This is a genomic window from Hyphomonas sp. UBA4494 (assembly GCF_002388935.1).
In the GTDB taxonomy this organism is placed as follows: domain Bacteria; phylum Pseudomonadota; class Alphaproteobacteria; order Caulobacterales; family Hyphomonadaceae; genus Hyphomonas.
Map to the genome: position 1 here is coordinate 74,510 of NZ_DGNK01000026.1, position 17,062 is coordinate 91,571.

The following is a 17,062-nucleotide window of genomic DNA, read 5'->3' on the forward strand; positions in this document are numbered from 1 at the left end:
GTCAGACCCACTCTATTTGAACTTCGGCACCCGGCGAGAGGACAAAAGGATCTCGCGCCGTTTTGTCGAAGAGCATCGCATCGGTCCGGCCAATAATTGGCCAGCCCCCTGGCCCGTCCAGAGCATAAATGCCGAGATAGCCTTTGATAAAGCCAATAGAACCGGCTTTGACACGCTGACGGGGGTGATCCACCCTGCCCCCCAACAGATTTGGATCGACACCCGACAGATACGCAAAACCGGGCGCGAATCCGAGCATGTCGACACTTAAATTCGAGCGAGCCAAGATATTTAGAAACTCATTGCTAGAGCAGTTGTTCGCCGCCGCACAGTCCGCAAGGTCGGGTGCATTGGCCTCATCAGACCGTACCAGCAACTTTAAATTCGGCGCGTCAACAACTGCCGCGTTAATGTCAGCCATTGCCGCTTGTTTCAACATGGCCAGCGCCTTGGCTGGGCCTAGGGCGGAAGGGTCAAACTGAACCGTTACACTTTCCCGACCGATCACAACCTCATCCCAAATGCGGCTGCCACGCAGGGCGCGTGCAATAGCCTGACGGTCTTCCGTCGCCCGCATGACAAGCCTCAGCGCATCGTCACCGCATGGCACGATAACCGGTGCCTTCACGGCGCGGCCTGTGCCTTGATTTCGATACCCCGTGAGTGAAGCGCTTCTCTGAGTGCGAGTGCGGATTGGACTGCTCCTGCCGTATCTCCGTGAAGACAGATTGTGTCCACTTGGAGAGAAATCACTTGGTTGTCCGCGGCTATGACCGTGCTGTCCTCGATCATGCTTATTACCTGCGCTGCTTGAGCATCCGCCTCGTGGATCACTGCACCTGACTCACCTCGCGCGAGTAGCGAGCCATCGCGGGCGTATGTGCGGTCCGCAAAGCCTTCGGCCAGAAAATCAGTGCCCGTCGCGTGGGCAATCTTGGCCAGCATGGAATCAGGCGGCCCAATTACGGCCCGTATGCGTGCTTCACGTGTGAGGCGCACGATGAATTCTGCAAGCGTGGGATCCCGCGAAGCGTCATTGTACAATGCGCCGTGGGGTTTGAGATGGTCGATCGCTATGCCTTGACCTCTCGCAAGACTGCCAAGCGCTCTCACCTGCTGACGGAGCGATGATTCCAGTTCATCTTGCGGCATCTTCATGCTTTTGCGCCCGAAGTTTTGCCTGTCCGGATAAGATGGATGCGCACCGACGACCACGTGGCGCGCCTTGGCAGCTTTCAGCGTCGCTCGCATACTATCATCGTCACCAGCGTGGCCGCCGCAGGCGATACTGCACCGGCTGACCACATCAAGGATTGCACGATCCATTGCGCGACCAGTTTCGCCCGGCAATTCCCCGATATCAGAGTTCAGACAAATTGTGCGGCTCATGACCACACATTTAGGGCTCTCAGGATAAGGCGCAAGCCAAGGCCAAAGGTAATTACGACGACTGCCATGCCCAGTAAGTTGGTCAGCCATGAATTGACGTGGTCACCCAACAATCCGCGTCGGTTCATTGCGATAAGCAGGAACACTGCGATAATTGGCAATATCAACCCATTCGCAATTTGCGCGAAAAGTATGATGCTGATGGGGCGGACGCCTAGCAAAGCGACAGCGGTCCCAACGATTAGAACGGTGAGCGCAATGCCGCGAAACACGCGACCATTACGTGGGAAGCCGCCGAACTCGGACAAGGCATAGGATGTCGCCAACGGCGCGGTAATTGATGACGAAAGTCCGGCGCCGAATAGGCCGACGCCAACCAGATATTTTGCAAACGGCCCGTAGGCTGGCTCGATTGAAGATGCCATATCAGCGGCAGAACTGACAGCTATGCCTGATCCGAACAGGCTAGCCGCTGCGGTCGACAAAACCAGAATGGAGACGATCCCGCCCAAACCGATTGATATAGCCGTGTCCGTTCGCGCCGCTCGCAACGCCGTCGCAGACCTGTCTGGCCACTTATCACGAACCGTCGAGGCGTGGAGAAACAGATTGTACGGAACGATGGTCGTGCCAATCAAAGCGATGGCTGTCAGCAATCCAGAATCGGGTACGGTCGGCCACAGACCTCCAAACCATGCGGACATATCAGGTCGCGTGATGAGGACACTGCCTGCAAAGGCGACGCTCATGAGCAGAACCAGGCTAATCAGCAGTTTTTCGATATGCCGGTAGTGTCCAAACAGAAGAAATCCGCCAGAAACTGCGCTTAGAACCAATACAATCAGTTTGTGGGAAATGCCGAAGGATCCCACCAGAGCCTCAAGCCCCAACGCTCCACCAGCAAGATTTCCTGCCTCGTAAGCTGAATTACCAACAGCGAGTGCCGAAACGCCAAGAACTATTACGGACCATCTGATGATCGGCCCATTTTCGGGGGCGGTCATGGCGGCTGCCAATCCCTTGCCGGAAACGATTCCAAGTCGGGCCGCCATTTCTTGCAGGATGATTGTGGCAAAGGTGGCGAAAACCAACGCCCAGATGAGGGCATAGCCGAAATTTGCGCCGGCGAGCGTGCAAGCAGTGACGGTGCCAGGTCCAATGAAGCCCGCGGCGACAAGAGCACCCGGACCGATTTTGAGTTTCATGGAACGCCCCCGCGACCGTCGCACGGTGCGACTGGTCCCTAGATATGTATCACACGGCCTTCGGCATCCAGAACGGATTCATGCATGCTCTCCGAAATGGTCGGATGCGGGAAGATTGTGTGAGCGAGATCCTGCTCGGTCAACTCACCCTGGCGCGCGATAACATAGCCCTGGATCAGTTCGGTGACTTCTGCGCCGATCATGTGCGCGCCGAGCAATTCCCCGGTCTTCTTGTCGAAGATGGTTTTTACGAGGCCTTCAGAGGCGCCCATTGCTATGGCCTTGCCATTGCCGATGAAGGGGAAGCGGCCAACCTTGATATCGTAGCCTTTTTCCTTTGCGGCTTTTTCAGTCAGACCGACGCTGGCGACCTGCGGGTGCGCGTAAGTGCAGCCTGGAACGTTCCAGGGATCAAAGGGTTCGGCATGATCGGCCCCGGCGATACCTTCCACACAAACCACACCTTCATGAGAGGCCTTGTGGGCCAACCATGGCGGGCCCGTCAGATCGCCGATTGCGTATAGACCTCTGACCCCGGTACGGCCAAAATTGTCCACGGTCACATGGGTCTTCTCGACCTTTACGCCCAGATCTTCGAGGCCAAGATCTTCAACATTGCCGACAATCCCAACTGCGAGAATCGCCCGGTCGAATTCCTTGTTTTCCTTCTTGCCGGACTTGTCTGTAATTTCTGCTGTAACGGTGGACTTACCCGCTTTCAGATTTTCGACTTTCGCGCCTGTAACAATGTTCAGACCTTGCTTCTTGAAGTCCTTTTCCGCGAGTTTCGAAATTTCCTCGTCTTCCACCGGCAGAATGCGATCCATCACTTCAGCGACTGTCACCTCTGCGCCCAGTTCATGATAGAAACTTGCGAATTCAATGCCAATCGCACCTGATCCTATGACCAACAGCCGCTTTGGCATGACATCCGGCGTCATGGCTTCACGATAAGTCCAGATCAGTTTCTTGTCTGCAACCAGACCGGCTTGCGGGATGTCCCGCGCCCGCGCGCCCGTCGCCAACATGACGTGCTTGGCTTGGAAGGACGTTTCCTTGCCATCTTTGCCTTTGACGATGACCTTTGGTGCCTGCGTACCTTTTTCGAGACGGGCGGTGCCTTCGATAACGTCGATCTTGTTTTTCTTCATCAGGAATTTGACTCCGGTCGATAGCTGGTTCGCCACGCCGCGTGAACGCTTCACGACGGCATCGAGGTCAAAATCGGCCTTGTCGATTTTCAGACCGAATTCCTTTGCGTTCTTGGCCAGGTGCAGGACTTCCGCCGACCGCAGCAGCGCTTTGGTCGGGATACAGCCCCAGTTCAGACAAATCCCACCGAGGCTTTCACGTTCGACGATGGCCGTCTTCATGCCCAGCTGCGACGCGCGAATGGCCGAAACATACCCGCCGGGCCCGGATCCGATCACGATGAGGTCGTACTGCGTACTCATTGGGTAATTCCTCTCATTTCATCCCATGCCAGAAGCGCCTGGGAGACGCGCAAATCCGCGCTCTCGAACATTTCAGGCGTGCAAATGTATTCCGGTTCTTCCGCAGAAATCTTGTTCATCAGAACAACGCTGTCAGCGGCAACATCTTCGCGAAGCTCCCGAGCTAGTCCTTCGTAGCGCAGGTCTTCCATGAACTCCGAAAGCTGGTCTGTAGCCTCCCTGTCGCACAAAAGGCTGATGCCTTTCTGGATCGCAAGCTCGCCAGCGATCATGCGAATATCCGCCTCATTCATGCCCGACGAATTGTCCGTGGAAACGCTTTCCTCGGAGCATCCGGCGAGGAGGGTCAGGCTGACAAGCATCATCCCGAGCTGCGTCATCAGAGCAGCATGGCTTCGGGGGTTTCAACATACCGTTTGAAAGCCTGAAGCCATTTGGCTCCCTCCGCCCCACCAACCACGCGGTGGTCACAGGTGAGCGTTACCGTCATGACGGTACGGGCAACAATATTTCCCTTGGCGTCGACGATAGCGCGCTTTTCACCCGCGCCGACTGACAGGATCATGCCTTCAGGTGGATTGATAATTGAGGCAAAGCTCTTGATTCCGAACATGCCGAGATTGGAAATACTGAATGTGCCGCCGCTATATTCCTGCGGCTTCAGCTTCCGCTCCCGCGCCCGGGTCGCAAGATCCTTCATCTCTTCCGATATCTCTGCCAGGCCTTTGGTCTCCGCGCTGAACACAACTGGCGTGATCAGGCCTCCTTCAATCGCGACAGCAACCGAAACATTGGCATGCTTGTGATAGGCGATACCTTTGTCGGTATAGGAAGCATTGCAATCCGGCTCGTCCATCAGAGCCATGGCGGCAGCCTTGATGAGCATATCATTGACCGAAACCTTCACGCCTTCGCGTGCCGCAGCATTGATCGCAGCACGGCTCGCAAGCAGATGATCGAGCTCAAGATCGATATTTAGCGGGAAATGCGGAACCTGCATGAAGCTGGTCGTCAGACGCTTGGCGACAGTCTTGCGCATGCCGTCCAGTGGCACGAGTTCATAACTGTCAGGCGCATAGACCCGATCGTCCAGGACCTGCGGCAGGATTAGGCCCTCCGGTTGGGTTGCAGCCCCCGCGCTCGCGCCAGACGGTGCGGCTTTGGCGTTCTCGACGTCGCGCTTGATGATCCGGCCGCGCGGACCAGTCCCCGTCAGCCCCGAAGGGTCTAGACCTTTCATCTCCGCAATCCGGCGTGCCAAGGGGCTGGCCTTGATGCGGCCATCTGATGAGGTTGCAGATGGCAGGGGTGACTTGGAAGGCGTAGCTGCGCTGTCTGCTTTCTTTGCCGGGGCAGTAGTCTCTACCATGGCGGCCGGTTTCGGTTCTTCCGGTTTAGGCGCGGCTTCTGCCTTGTCTTTCGGTGCATTTGACTTGGCGGGCGCTTTGACTGAGGAGGCGTCTTCACCTTCCTCGGCAAGGATGGCGATCACTTCATTGACCTTTACGCCTTCCGCGCCGGCCTCAATGAGGATCTTGGCGACAACACCTTCATCCACTGCCTCGACTTCCATCGTGGCTTTGTCGGTCTCAATCTCGGCAATGATGTCACCGGAGGAAACGGTGTCACCTTCCTTTACCAACCATTTTGCAAGCGTGCCCTCTTCCATTGTCGGAGACAGGGCGGGCATGGTGATATTGATAGCCATATCAGTCCCCCATCTTTTGGACATCGCCCGGTGATTTCGGGCCGAACTGGATGCGATTCAGGAAGCCGGTCACGATCTCCTTGATGATCTCTTCCTTTTCAGGGCCGTCTGGATGATGATCCTTGAAAGCGTCTGTGACATGCTTGGCGATGTCGCCCAGGATGAAGCCCCACATGGTTGGCTCCGTCGCCGGATCAGCTGCTTCGCCGACACGCAGGCTTACATGGTCTGTATTGTCTGCGATCCAGAACCGGATCATTTCCTGAGCGATGTCAGCGCCCTCAACAGATGGCGGCGATTTGAGTTCTCGTTTCTCAGTCGACATAGCAAACTCTCCGCGCAGCTTCGACAATATCATCGGCATTCGGAAGGCTCATCGCCTCCAGATTGGCCGCATAAGGCAGGGGCACATCCTTTTGATGGACACGGGCAGGTGGTGCGTCGAGATAATCAAACGCTTCGGCCGTCACTGTGGCCGCAATCTCCGCCCCGACGCCGAAGAAACGCCAGCCTTCTTCACAACAGACAATGCGATTGGTTTTCTTCACGCTTTCGATCACTGTTTCTGTGTCGAGCGGACGGATTGTACGCAGGTCTATGACTTCTGCGTCAATGCCTTGCTCTGCGAGCGTCTCGGCGGCCTGTAGCGCGAATCCAACCATTCGGGAATGCGCGACGAGCGTCACGTCTGAGCCGGATCGCTTAATGGCCGCCTTGCCGATAGGCAGGACATGATCGTCGAGATCAGGAACCGGGAAACTGTTTCCGTACAGTAGCTCATGTTCAAGGAATACGACCGGGTTCGGATCGCGGATAGCCGCCTTGAGCAGGCCTTTCGCGTCGGCGGCGTCATATGGCGCAACCACTTTCAGCCCAGGGATCTGGCCATACCATGCCGAATAGTCCTGACTGTGCTGTGCGCCCACGCGCGATGCGGCGCCATTGGGGCCACGGAATACAATGGGACAGCCCATCTGGCCACCTGACATGTATAGGGTCTTGGCCGCCGAGTTAATGATCTGGTCGATGGCCTGCATGGCGAAATTGAAGGTCATGAATTCGACGATGGGTTTGAGTCCTGCAAAGGCGGCCCCTACCCCAAGCCCGGCAAACCCATGTTCCGTGATCGGTGTATCCACCACACGGCGTGCGCCGAATTCCTGAAGCAGTTCCCGTGTGACCTTATAGGCACCTTGATACTCGGCCACCTCTTCACCCATTACGAAAACGGATTCGTCACGGCGCATCTCTTCAGCCATGGCGTCGCGCAATGCGTCCCGCACCGTCGTGTCGGTAAAGGAAGTGCCTTCGGGGATGCTCGGGTCTGACAAAACGGCAGCCTTCGGAGCCCCGACTTCGTCGCCCGTCTCCTCTGTTTTCATACCTTCACCAGACTCGGCCGGCTCTTCGGTGGCCTGGTCGCCAGCATCGCCTTTGGCTTCTACCTTGGCGGCATCTTCGCCTTCCTCTGCGAGCACGGCAATGACGGCATTCACCTTTACGCCTTCGGTGCCTTCGGGAATGAGGATCTTGGCCAAAACGCCCTCGTCCACCGCTTCGACTTCCATTGTGGCTTTGTCAGTTTCGATTTCGGCAATGATGTCGCCGGAGGAGACAGTGTCCCCCTCCTGCTTCAACCATTTCGACAATGTGCCCTCTTCCATGGTCGGAGACAGGGCGGGCATGAGAATATCTACGGACATTAATGTGCTCCGGAAAACAGGATGGCGGACAGTCGAGGTGCTTTCTTTCCTGGCATCAGGCGACCTCGACGTCTTTCAGGACGTCAGTCCAGAGTTCGGATGGATCGGGCTCCGGGCTCTCAAGAGAATAGTCGGCGGCTTCCTTGACGATGCCCTTGATCTCTTTGTCGATATTCTTGAGTTCGTCTTCGCTTGCATGACCCAGTTCAAGAAGCTGACCTTTCAGGCCCTCGATTGGATCGTGGTGCGATCGGATGTCGTCGACTTCTTCCCGTTTCCGGTATTTGGCTGGGTCCGACATGGAGTGGCCGCGATACCGATAAGTCTTCATTTCCAGTATGTACGGACCTTTTCCGGAACGAGCATATTTGACGGCTTTTTCGCCTGCTTCGCGCACAGCCATGACATCCATGCCATCGACTTCCTCGCCTTCGATTTCGAATGAAATGCCGCGCTTGTAGAGTTCGGTTTCCGAGGCGTGCCGCGCCACACTTGTGCCCATGGCGTACATGTTATTCTCGATGACATAGACGACTGGCAGATCCCAGAGCGACGCCATGTTGAATGCTTCGTAGACCTGCCCCTGATTGGCGGCGCCGTCCCCGAAATATGCAAGGGCAACGTTGTCCGTTCCGCGATATTTGTTGGCGAATCCAAGGCCGGTGCCAATCGGAACCTGAGCTCCAACGATCCCATGGCCTCCATAGAAATTCTTTTCCTTGGAAAACATGTGCATCGATCCGCCCTTCCCTTTGGAAAGCCCGCCGATGCGACCTGTGAGTTCCGCCATCACGCCACGTGGGTCCATGTCGCATGCCAACATGTGACCATGATCGCGATACCCTGTGATGATCTGGTCGCCATCCTTCAAACAGGCTTGCATGCCCGTCACGACCGCTTCCTGGCCAATGTAAAGGTGACAGAAGCCAGCAATCTTGCCCATGCCGTAGAGCTGTCCGGCTTTTTCCTCAAACCGGCGTATCAGGAGCATGGCCCGATAATATTTCAGCATCTCCGCCTTGCTGGTCTTTGAAGGTGCCTTTTTGGTACTTCTTGCTTTAGTCGCCATAAGTTCGCTCCAACCCTTTTCCAGACTTATGTATGCGCGATTACGCAACGACAAGTCAGAACAACTATGTCAATTTGCAGAGCTTGGTTCCGAAGAGACGAGAACAATTTCATTCGGATAGACAAAAGCCAGCTTGTCCCGCGCCATGGCTTCCACGAAATCAGGATCCACCGATCCCGGAGTCAGGCGTCTGATATCGACCTGGAGACGATTCAAGTCGCTCTCAAGGCTGGCGAGTTCAGCCTTGCGATCCTCCAACTCCATCTGGGCATCAGACCAACGCCCAAGCCCCTTCTCCCCCGCAAACGCGTGGTAGGCGAAATAGAGCACAAGAAGAGACAGGCCGGCGGCCTCGAGTCGCGATTTCATAACCTCACCTAATCCGGTTATGGTTAAGAGAGCGTGATCGCCGCCGGCCCGATTGACGGGCCCAGACCGCTAGGCAGCATTGATGCGCGAGCGGCCGGCAAAGATGCCAACAGGTCCCAGCTCTTCTTCTATGCGAATCAGCTGGTTGTATTTGGCTATACGGTCGGAACGAGAAAGAGACCCCGTCTTGATCTGTCCGCAATTGGTCGCAACGGCGAGGTCTGCGATCGTTGCGTCCTCTGTCTCGCCAGAACGGTGGGACATGACCGCCGTATAGCCATGAAGATGCGCCAATTCGACCGCGTCGAGCGTTTCGGACAATGTGCCGATCTGATTGACCTTCACCAGAATGGAGTTCGCCGCGCCTTTTTGAAGGCCGATAGACAAACGATCCGGATTGGTTACGAACAGATCGTCGCCCACCAGCTGAACCCTGTCACCGATTGATTCGGTCAAGGCGACCCAGCCATCCCAATCATCTTCGGCCATACCATCTTCAATGGAGATGATGGGATAGCGGGCGCAAAGATCGGCCAGGTAGGCTGCGAATTCGTCGGAGCCGAGGGATTTCCCTTCCCCGGCAAGCTCATATTTGCCGTTCTTGTAGAACTCTGTAGAGGCCGCATCGAGCGCCAATGCCATGTCCTCTCCAGGTTTGTATCCAGCCTTCTCAATAGCCTTCATCACAAAACCGATGGCTTCGTCAGTAGATGCCAGATTTGGTGCAAACCCGCCTTCGTCGCCGACATTGGTATCGTGGCCTGCATCACTCAGGGTTTTCTTCAGCGCATGGAAGACTTCGGCACCCATGCGCACGGATTCAGAGAGGCTCTCTGCGCTGACTGGCATGACCATGAATTCCTGGATGTCGATCGGATTGTCAGCATGCGCGCCGCCATTGATGATGTTCATCATCGGCGTCGGCAGAACGCGGGCATTGGGTCCACCCACATATCGGTAGAGGGGCATAGCCGAGCTCTCGGCAGCAGCTTTTGCAAGTGCCATGGAGACGCCCAGAATCGCATTCGCGCCGAGGCGGGACTTGTTTTCCGTTCCATCCAGATCGATCATCAACATGTCGATCATGCGCTGTTCGGTTGCGTCCAGACCAGCCAGTTCGTTGAATATTTCACCATTCACGGCGTCAACGGCCTTCAGCACGCCCTTGCCGAGATAACGCGCCTTGTCCCCATCACGCTGCTCATGGGCCTCATACGCACCCGTAGAAGCGCCAGAAGGGACTGCTGCGCGGCCGAGAGAGCCATCTTCCAGCGTCACATCAACTTCGACGGTTGGGTTGCCTCGGCTATCCAGGATTTCCCGGGCATGGATGTCGATGATCTCGCTCATGAGTGGCTGTACCTTTGCGCCTAGAAATAAAAAAAGCGCCCCCTGCTCTGGCAGGAAGCGCTCGCACCCTTAAGGCTGCGCGCTCAAAAGCGCAACAGCGGGTCGTTTAGATATCGTCACGTGGCTCAAGAACCTGACGCCCGCGATACATGCCGGTTTTCAGGTCGATGTGGTGCGGACGGCGCAGTTCACCGGATTCCGCATCTTCGATATATGTGTTCATATCCAGCCGGTCGTGCGAGCGGCGCATGCCGCGGCGCGACTTCGAGATCTTGCTCTTTGGAACTGCCATAACAGGTATCCAGTGGTTTGGCGCGAAATGCGCGTGAATTGGAAAGAGGCCTCATACATAGAGGTCTGTCTCTTTGCAAGACTCCAACGTCACCGCTGGTCGAATTTCTTCAGTCCGGCCTGATGAGCCTATTGGGCCTTTGCTGCCTCGGCCTGGCGCATGATTCGAAGCAGGTTTCCGCCCCAGATATTCTCCAGGTCAGCTTCTGTATAGCCCTCTTCCAGCAGGCGTTCCGTCACCTTTGGCAAGAGAGAGACGTCCTCCATGCCGGCAACGCCGCCGCCGCCATCCCAATCTGCGCCCATACCGACATGTTCCGGTCCAACGATCTCAAGCGCATACAGCATTTGCTCCATGAACACTTCAAACGAGGAAAGCGGCATTGGATAGGCCGAATCGATTTCGCCACGGCGTGCCATGTACTGCTTGCGCTCTTCGTCGGTAAGGTCGAAAGGCGAACGTCCCTCATACGAGGCAGCCAGTTCTTCCAGCGCGGTCGTGCGATCTGCAGGGGGCTCGAGATTCTCGATATATGATCCAAGGGCATTCATCTGGATAACGCCGCCGTTTTCCGCGACACGCCGCAACAGATCATCCGGAATGTTCCGGGGATGGTCGTACAGGGCTTTCACGCCGGAATGTGACAGCACGATCGGAGTCGTGGAGATTTCCATGATGTCTTCAACGGCCGAGTCGGCGGCATGCGAGCCATCCACCATCATGCCGAGCCGATTGGCCTCCCGGACCAATTCTTCTCCAAGCGGAGTTAGCCCACCGAGGTCCGTCGCTGACAAATCTGTGGCGCTGTCCGCAAATTGGTTGTCCCGGAAATGCACCGGCCCAACGAGTCGCACACCGCGTTCATAAAAATCCTCAAGCACGGTCAGGTCAGTGCCAAGCGGGTAGCTGTTCTCGATCGACTGGAAGACGATCCGCTTGCCCTCCGCAACGATGCGCTCAGCATCATCAGCCGTGTAGGCCAGTTCGAATGCGTCCGGATGGGCCTCGACCATTGCGAGGATATCGTCTGATCGTGTGAACGCTGCCTGTTTCGCCGCCTCATACGACGCTTCATCCAAAGGCCCCTGCGGGGTGAATATCACCCAGAACCCGCCATCAAGCCCCCCTCGCTCCATTTTGGGCAGGTCGACTTGAACTTGTCCAATTCGCGAAGGGTTGTCAGCGAGAATATCGAAGTCCGGTTTTGAGAAATTTGCGGGCGTGTCCAGATGCGAATCCATCACAAGAACGCGTTCATGAATTTCGCGCGGTGTGGCCGGTTCTTCCGGTTGGATGTCCGCGCCACAGGCCCCCAGCAGCAGAGCGGGCAGAATATAGGGAAGATGTTTCATGACGCCTCGTTCTTCTTGATGCTTTTTTCGCAAGCGTAAGGACAATGCCACCTGGCGCAAGAAAAATGGTCGTCCCGCGGGACGACCAAGTTCAGCAAGAAGGACGTTGAGCAGACGTCCAGACAAATTGCCCAAGACCTGTGCCCAACAAGACATTCACTAGCAGGGTCAACCTGAACGGCTTGCAGTTCGTCCGGTTGTCTCCCATTCATCTATGAGGCGAACTCGGTCTATTGAATTCCCCAATCTTTGAGGATCTCACCGGAATGTTCCCCCAGTCCAGCTGGCCGCCCCTGGATGGCCCCGGGCGTCGCGGAGAAGCGCGGTGCGGGCGCAGGCTGAACCACTCCCTCGATCTCCACAAACGTCTGACGGTCCACATTGTGCTTATGGGATGGCGCTTCTGACATGGAGAGGACTGGCGCAAAACAGATGTCAGTGCCTTCCATTATCTCACACCACTCATCGCGCGTTTTAGTCTTGAACACCGCCATGATCTTTTGCTTCAGATCAGGCCACTTCGAGCGGTCCATTTGAGCTTGAAAGCCGGGATCGGTCAGACCCGCTTTTTCCAGTAGCAGAGCGTAAAATTGTGGCTCGATCGATCCGATCGATACCCATTTGCCATCGCTGCACTCATACGTGTCATAGAAATGCGCTCCGCCATCCAGAAGGTTTGCCTCTCTGTCATCAGTCCAGAGACCCATCGCTTTCATTCCGTAGAACATGGTCGCTAGTGAAGCCGCACCATCAGACATCGCCACATCAATAACTTGGCCTTCGCCGCCATTTTTCACATTCACGATGCCAGCCAGCAGGCCCATCGCCAAATAGAGCGCGCCGCCTCCATAGTCGCCAACCAGATTGAGCGGCGGACGCGGGCGACCGTCGCCATCGCCCATCGCATGAAGTGCACCTGTAATGGCGATATAGTTGAGGTCATGTCCCGCAGCATGCGACAGCGCGCCGGTCTGCCCCCATCCCGTCATGCGCCCGTAAACCAGCTTCGGATTGCGGGCGAGCGCGACATCAGGCCCGAGACCGTTGCGCTCCATGACGCCGGGTCGGAAACCCTCGATCAGCCCATCAGCTTTCTCGATCAGCTTCAACGCAGTTTCGACATTAGCAGGATCTTTCAGGTTGAGTCCGATGGACCGGCGCCCCCGGCTCATCACATCAGCGGCGCGGCCAGGGCGACCATCACCCTTCCGATCAATCCGAATCACATCTGCGCCAAGATCAGACAACAGCATGCCGCAAAAGGGTCCCGGTCCAATACCTGCGAACTCTACGATCCGAACGCCATCCAACGGTCCTTGAGCCATGACATATCCTACCTTTTATTTTTGTCTCACCGGGTCAATTTAGCGGATCATTAAGCCGGCGCGGCTCAAAAGGAAGGGGTACCGCAACGTCGCCCGACACAATCCTTACGAGCCATATGAACCACCTCGCATACCTTGACCCACCGATAGAAGTATTGGCTGCAGGTGCGCGTCTGGAGATGATCCTGTCGCGCCTGCGGTCGGGTCGCATGCGCCCATTCCGGGCAGACTTCCCGATCTCACATTCGTCATCGGAAGCATTGCTCCTAGATACAGAAAGCGTCGATGAGAACACGTTGATCCAGTTCATCAAAGACATTGGCCAATCGCTTCGGCCAATTCTGATCCTGGGTGATCCGGCTTTGGCGGGACATTTTGCCAATGCTGTCTTCATTCCGCGTGACCGCGATTTATCCGTCCTGAGAGGGAGGCTCGACGCCATCACACGGCGCAGCGCCCGCATGTCGGAATTGCGCTTGCGCCGGGAAACGGCTGCTACTTTCGGAGTGACATTGCCCGAGCCCTCCGCTGAGACGGTGCCGGACCTCCTCTATCTCGGGGATGGGTCTTCACGTTTTCTTGCATTGCAGGCTGCGCTCGGCGAGCGCGGGATCACCGTCACGGCTGCCTTCAGTGCCCATACTGCGGCAGACTATGTCAGGCAAAGAGCCTTTGCAGCCATCTTGCTCGATATCACGTCGGAACCTCGAAGCCTGCATAAGCTCGCCAACTGGGTGACGGCTTCCATTGACCATTTTGAACATACGCCTCTGCTCGGATTACTCAGTGAAGGCACAGAACCCTCGCATAGTTTGGAAACGATCATTCGATACATGTCTCACGTGTTCGAACCCTGCACGCCCGCCCATGACTTGGCGGCGCATGTCGACGCCTACGGTCGACGTGCCGAAGTGCAATCGCTTAAAGCCAAAGACAACACGCCCATCTCGACAATTTGCCACCCCGAAACCGGTCTCTTTTCCCAGACCTTTTTTGAGGCGCATCTTCAGAACCAGATCGAGCTTTCAGCAGACCGAGGGGATTCGCTGTCTCTTCTGGTCATTTGCGATCCGCAACATGATCGCCTTGCGCATCGCGAGAAAAAACTCGTCGCCAATGTAGTCCTGTCAAACATGCGAGAAACAGACCTGCCTGTGACCATCGACCCGGACACGTTTGCCATCAGCTTGTCCGCGACAGGCTACAAAGGTGCTGTCCATATCTGCGATCGCTTGTTTCGAGAGTTGGAAGCGGTGGCACCAGACCTTGCAGCACGTCTTGGCTGGCGCATCACCGAAAAGCGCGCTTATCATGACGCTCGCAGACTGTTGTCTGAAGCTCGGTCAGGTGTCTACCAAAAAGCCAGAACCGCCTAGGCGGGCACCAGGCCAGCCGCAGCTTCGAGCTCTTTCAGGAAGCCACGAATTCCCGACAAACGCTGTTCGGGTGTGCCGCCAAGTCCTGAGTGAACCAATTTGGAGTCCGGTCTGATCCGCAACTGGGATGGTCGACTGCGTACAACGTCAAGCAAACGCGCAGGATCGAGTACCGTATCTTCGCGGAAGGCAAAGACCGCGCCCTTCTGCCCGGCATCCAGTTTGGAAATACCCAGAACTTTGCACTGTACCTTGATTGCGGTGACTTCGAGCAACTGCCTCGTTTCATCCGGCAACGGACCGAACCTGTCAATCAGTTCAGCGGCGAAGGATTCGCGTTCCGCAGCCGTCGAAATCTCAGACAGGCGTCGATACAGGGAAAGCCGGATGTTCAGATCTTCTACGTAGCTTTCCGGAATCAGCACGGCCGCTCCGGTATTGATTTGCGGCGACCAGTCATCCGCAAAGTCTTCGTCATCTCTCGCTCCGGCCTTCAGCGCATTGACGGCATCTTCCAGCATGGACTGGTAGAGTTCCACGCCAACTTCCTTAACATGACCAGATTGCTGGTCGCCAAGAAGGTTTCCAGATCCGCGCATGTCCAGGTCATGGCTGGCTAGCTGGAAGCCCGCGCCCAGAGAGTCCAACGACTGCAAGATTTTCAAACGGCGGTCAGCCGTCTCGGTAATCACCTTGTCGCGCGGCGTCGTGAAATAGGCATAGGCGCGCAGCTTCGATCGGCCGACCCGGCCGCGCAACTGATACAGTTGAGCAAGACCGAACATGTCGGCCCGGTGTATGATCAATGTGTTGGCACGTGGTATGTCCAGTCCGCTTTCAACAATCGTCGTCGAAAGCAGCACGTCATACTTGCCCTCATAGAATGCTGTCATGATGTCTTCGAGTTCGCCTGCTGCCATCTGACCGTGGGCAACGATGTAGGAAACCTCAGGCACATTGTCGTGAAGGAAGCGTTCCAGCTTGTCCAGATCCTGAATGCGCGGCGCCACGAAGAAGGCCTGTCCACCACGATACTTCTCGCGAAGCAAGGCCTCCCTCAAAGTAACCGTGTCTTCCTCAGTGATGTAAGTCCGCACTGACAGACGATCGACAGGCGGCGTCGCGATGATCGACAGATCGCGAATTCCTGTAAGTGCCATTTGCAACGTGCGCGGAATAGGCGTGGCCGACAGCGTCAGGACGTGAACGTCGGCTTTCAACTCTTTGAGTCGTTCTTTGTGCTTTACGCCGAAGCGCTGCTCTTCATCCACTACCAACAGACCAAGGCGCTTGAACTCAATGGTCTTTGTGAGCACCGCATGTGTGCCCACCACCACATCTACGCTACCATCAGCAATCCCCTCGCGCGTTTCCGCAGCCTCTTTCGCACCGACAAGTCGTGACAATTGGCGAACCTTCAAAGGCCAACCTGCAAAGCGCTCAGCAAATGTCTTGTAGTGCTGACGCGCGAGCAGCGTAGTCGGCGCAATTACCGCGACCTGCTTACCGCTCATCGCTGCAACAAACGCACCGCGCAATGCGACTTCCGTCTTGCCGAAACCGACATCGCCACAAACCAGTCGATCCATAGGCTTGCCTGACGCGAGATCGCCAATGACATCTTCGATCGCATTCAACTGATCATCAGTCTCTTCATAGGGGAAGCGTGCTGCGAATTCTTCATACAGGCCCTGCCCGGCATTGACGGCATCTGCTCGCTTCAGCTCACGGGCCGCGGCGATATGCATCAGCTCGGCTGCCATCTCGAGAATGCGCTTCTTGGCTTTGGCCTTACGCGTTTGCCAGCCTGCCCCACCGAGACGGTCGAGTTGGTTTTCCGAATCTTCGGCTCCGTACCGGCTAATCAGGTCAATATTCTCTACCGGGAGGAATATTGTGTCACCGCCCGCATATTCCAGATGAAGGCAGTCATGCGGCGCGCCGGTAAGGTCGAGCGTCTTGAGGCCTACATAGCGCCCCACCCCATGATCAATATGCACGATCAGGTCGCCAGGATTGAGTGCGGCGGCATCTGATATGAAATTCGCTGTCTTCCGCTTGCGCCTAGGCCCGGCCAGCCTGTCGCCCAGAATGTCGGCTTCCGAGATCAAAGCCACGTCCGGCGTCTCAAACCCTGACTCCAGAGGGATTTCCACAACCGTGAAGTCAGTCTTCTTTGCCGCGTCGAGAGAATGCACCAATGCCAAGTCTGTCAGGCCGTGATCCGCCATGACATTGATCAGGCGATCTGCTGAACCAACCGACCATGCCGCAAACACAACCGGGCGACCGTCAGATTGGAGACGCTTGGCATGAGCAATCGCCGCTTCGAATACATTGATGTCTGCGTGCAGGCGTTCCGGGGCGAAATCACGGCCAGCACGGCCTCCCAGGTCAAATGCTTCGGCGCTGGGTTCGGATGGATAGAAACGTGCGGTGGCTCGCGAAGCGAGCCCGGCCTCCAATTCCC

16 protein-coding genes are annotated in these 17,062 nt (G+C 56.4%); 1 reads left to right on the plus strand and 15 read right to left on the minus strand.

What is annotated here, in order from left to right; all coding sequences use genetic code 11:
- Position 1: 1 nt before the first annotated feature.
- The 14 genes from B2P82_RS10130 to B2P82_RS10195 form a co-directional block, all read right to left on the minus strand.
- Positions 2-628, minus strand: a complete 627-nt coding sequence (locus B2P82_RS10130; protein ID WP_349679743.1) for a 5-oxoprolinase subunit B family protein — start codon at positions 626-628, stop codon at positions 2-4.
- Entirely contained in the window at positions 625-1,389 is a 765-nt protein-coding gene (gene pxpA, locus B2P82_RS10135; protein ID WP_290496939.1) for a 5-oxoprolinase subunit PxpA, read from the minus strand. The genes B2P82_RS10130 and pxpA overlap by 4 nt, the downstream gene beginning before the upstream one ends.
- The gene (locus B2P82_RS10140; RefSeq protein WP_290496940.1) at positions 1,386-2,594 is read right to left on the minus strand and encodes an Nramp family divalent metal transporter; all 1,209 of its coding nucleotides are present in this window, start codon (positions 2,592-2,594) and stop codon (positions 1,386-1,388) included. Before B2P82_RS10140 ends, pxpA begins: the two co-directional genes overlap by 4 nt.
- Before the next feature lie 38 nt (positions 2,595-2,632).
- On the minus strand, positions 2,633-4,048 hold the full coding sequence (gene lpdA / locus B2P82_RS10145) for a dihydrolipoyl dehydrogenase (RefSeq protein ID WP_290496941.1): 1,416 nt from the start codon (positions 4,046-4,048) through the stop codon (positions 2,633-2,635).
- Positions 4,045-4,428: a hypothetical protein gene (locus B2P82_RS10150; protein ID WP_290496942.1), complete on the minus strand. Its 384-nt coding sequence runs from the start codon at positions 4,426-4,428 to the stop codon at positions 4,045-4,047. Before B2P82_RS10150 ends, lpdA begins: the two co-directional genes overlap by 4 nt.
- The gene (locus tag B2P82_RS10155) at positions 4,428-5,756 is read right to left on the minus strand and encodes a pyruvate dehydrogenase complex dihydrolipoamide acetyltransferase (RefSeq protein WP_290496943.1); all 1,329 of its coding nucleotides are present in this window, start codon (positions 5,754-5,756) and stop codon (positions 4,428-4,430) included. Before B2P82_RS10155 ends, B2P82_RS10150 begins: the two co-directional genes overlap by 1 nt.
- Position 5,757: 1 nt before the next feature.
- Positions 5,758-6,081: a DUF5076 domain-containing protein gene (locus B2P82_RS10160; RefSeq protein WP_206990456.1), complete on the minus strand. Its 324-nt coding sequence runs from the start codon at positions 6,079-6,081 to the stop codon at positions 5,758-5,760.
- Positions 6,071-7,459 carry a pyruvate dehydrogenase complex E1 component subunit beta gene (locus tag B2P82_RS10165; RefSeq protein WP_290496944.1) on the minus strand — a complete coding sequence of 463 codons (1,389 nt, stop codon included), beginning with the start codon at positions 7,457-7,459 and terminating at the stop codon, positions 6,071-6,073. The genes B2P82_RS10160 and B2P82_RS10165 overlap by 11 nt, the downstream gene beginning before the upstream one ends.
- A gap of 55 nt (positions 7,460-7,514) precedes the next feature.
- The gene (gene pdhA, locus B2P82_RS10170; RefSeq protein WP_034812406.1) at positions 7,515-8,528 is read right to left on the minus strand and encodes a pyruvate dehydrogenase (acetyl-transferring) E1 component subunit alpha; all 1,014 of its coding nucleotides are present in this window, start codon (positions 8,526-8,528) and stop codon (positions 7,515-7,517) included.
- A 69-nt stretch (positions 8,529-8,597) separates the two neighbouring features.
- Positions 8,598-8,897 carry an FtsB family cell division protein gene (locus B2P82_RS10175; protein ID WP_034812408.1) on the minus strand — a complete coding sequence of 100 codons (300 nt, stop codon included), beginning with the start codon at positions 8,895-8,897 and terminating at the stop codon, positions 8,598-8,600.
- A gap of 69 nt (positions 8,898-8,966) precedes the next feature.
- Positions 8,967-10,247, minus strand: coding sequence for a phosphopyruvate hydratase (eno, locus tag B2P82_RS10180; RefSeq protein WP_290496945.1), 1,281 nt, complete (start codon positions 10,245-10,247; stop codon positions 8,967-8,969).
- 106 nt (positions 10,248-10,353) lie between these two features.
- Complete coding sequence (gene rpmF, locus B2P82_RS10185; protein WP_034812412.1) at positions 10,354-10,539, minus strand: 50S ribosomal protein L32; 186 nt, start codon at positions 10,537-10,539, stop codon at positions 10,354-10,356.
- A gap of 128 nt (positions 10,540-10,667) precedes the next feature.
- On the minus strand, positions 10,668-11,891 hold the full coding sequence (locus tag B2P82_RS10190) for a dipeptidase (protein WP_290496946.1): 1,224 nt from the start codon (positions 11,889-11,891) through the stop codon (positions 10,668-10,670).
- 230 nt (positions 11,892-12,121) lie between these two features.
- Positions 12,122-13,216, minus strand: a complete 1,095-nt coding sequence (locus tag B2P82_RS10195; protein WP_290496947.1) for a CaiB/BaiF CoA transferase family protein — start codon at positions 13,214-13,216, stop codon at positions 12,122-12,124.
- A gap of 116 nt (positions 13,217-13,332) precedes the next feature.
- On the opposite strand from B2P82_RS10195, the gene B2P82_RS10200 reads away from it, so the two are divergent.
- Complete coding sequence (locus B2P82_RS10200; RefSeq protein ID WP_290496948.1) at positions 13,333-14,592, plus strand: PleD family two-component system response regulator; 1,260 nt, start codon at positions 13,333-13,335, stop codon at positions 14,590-14,592.
- Here the strand turns inward: B2P82_RS10200 and mfd are convergent.
- Positions 14,589-17,062 (minus strand): transcription-repair coupling factor (gene mfd / locus B2P82_RS10205; RefSeq protein ID WP_290496949.1); only part of this gene is annotated, 2,474 nt, incomplete at its 5' end. The genes B2P82_RS10200 and mfd overlap by 4 nt on opposite strands.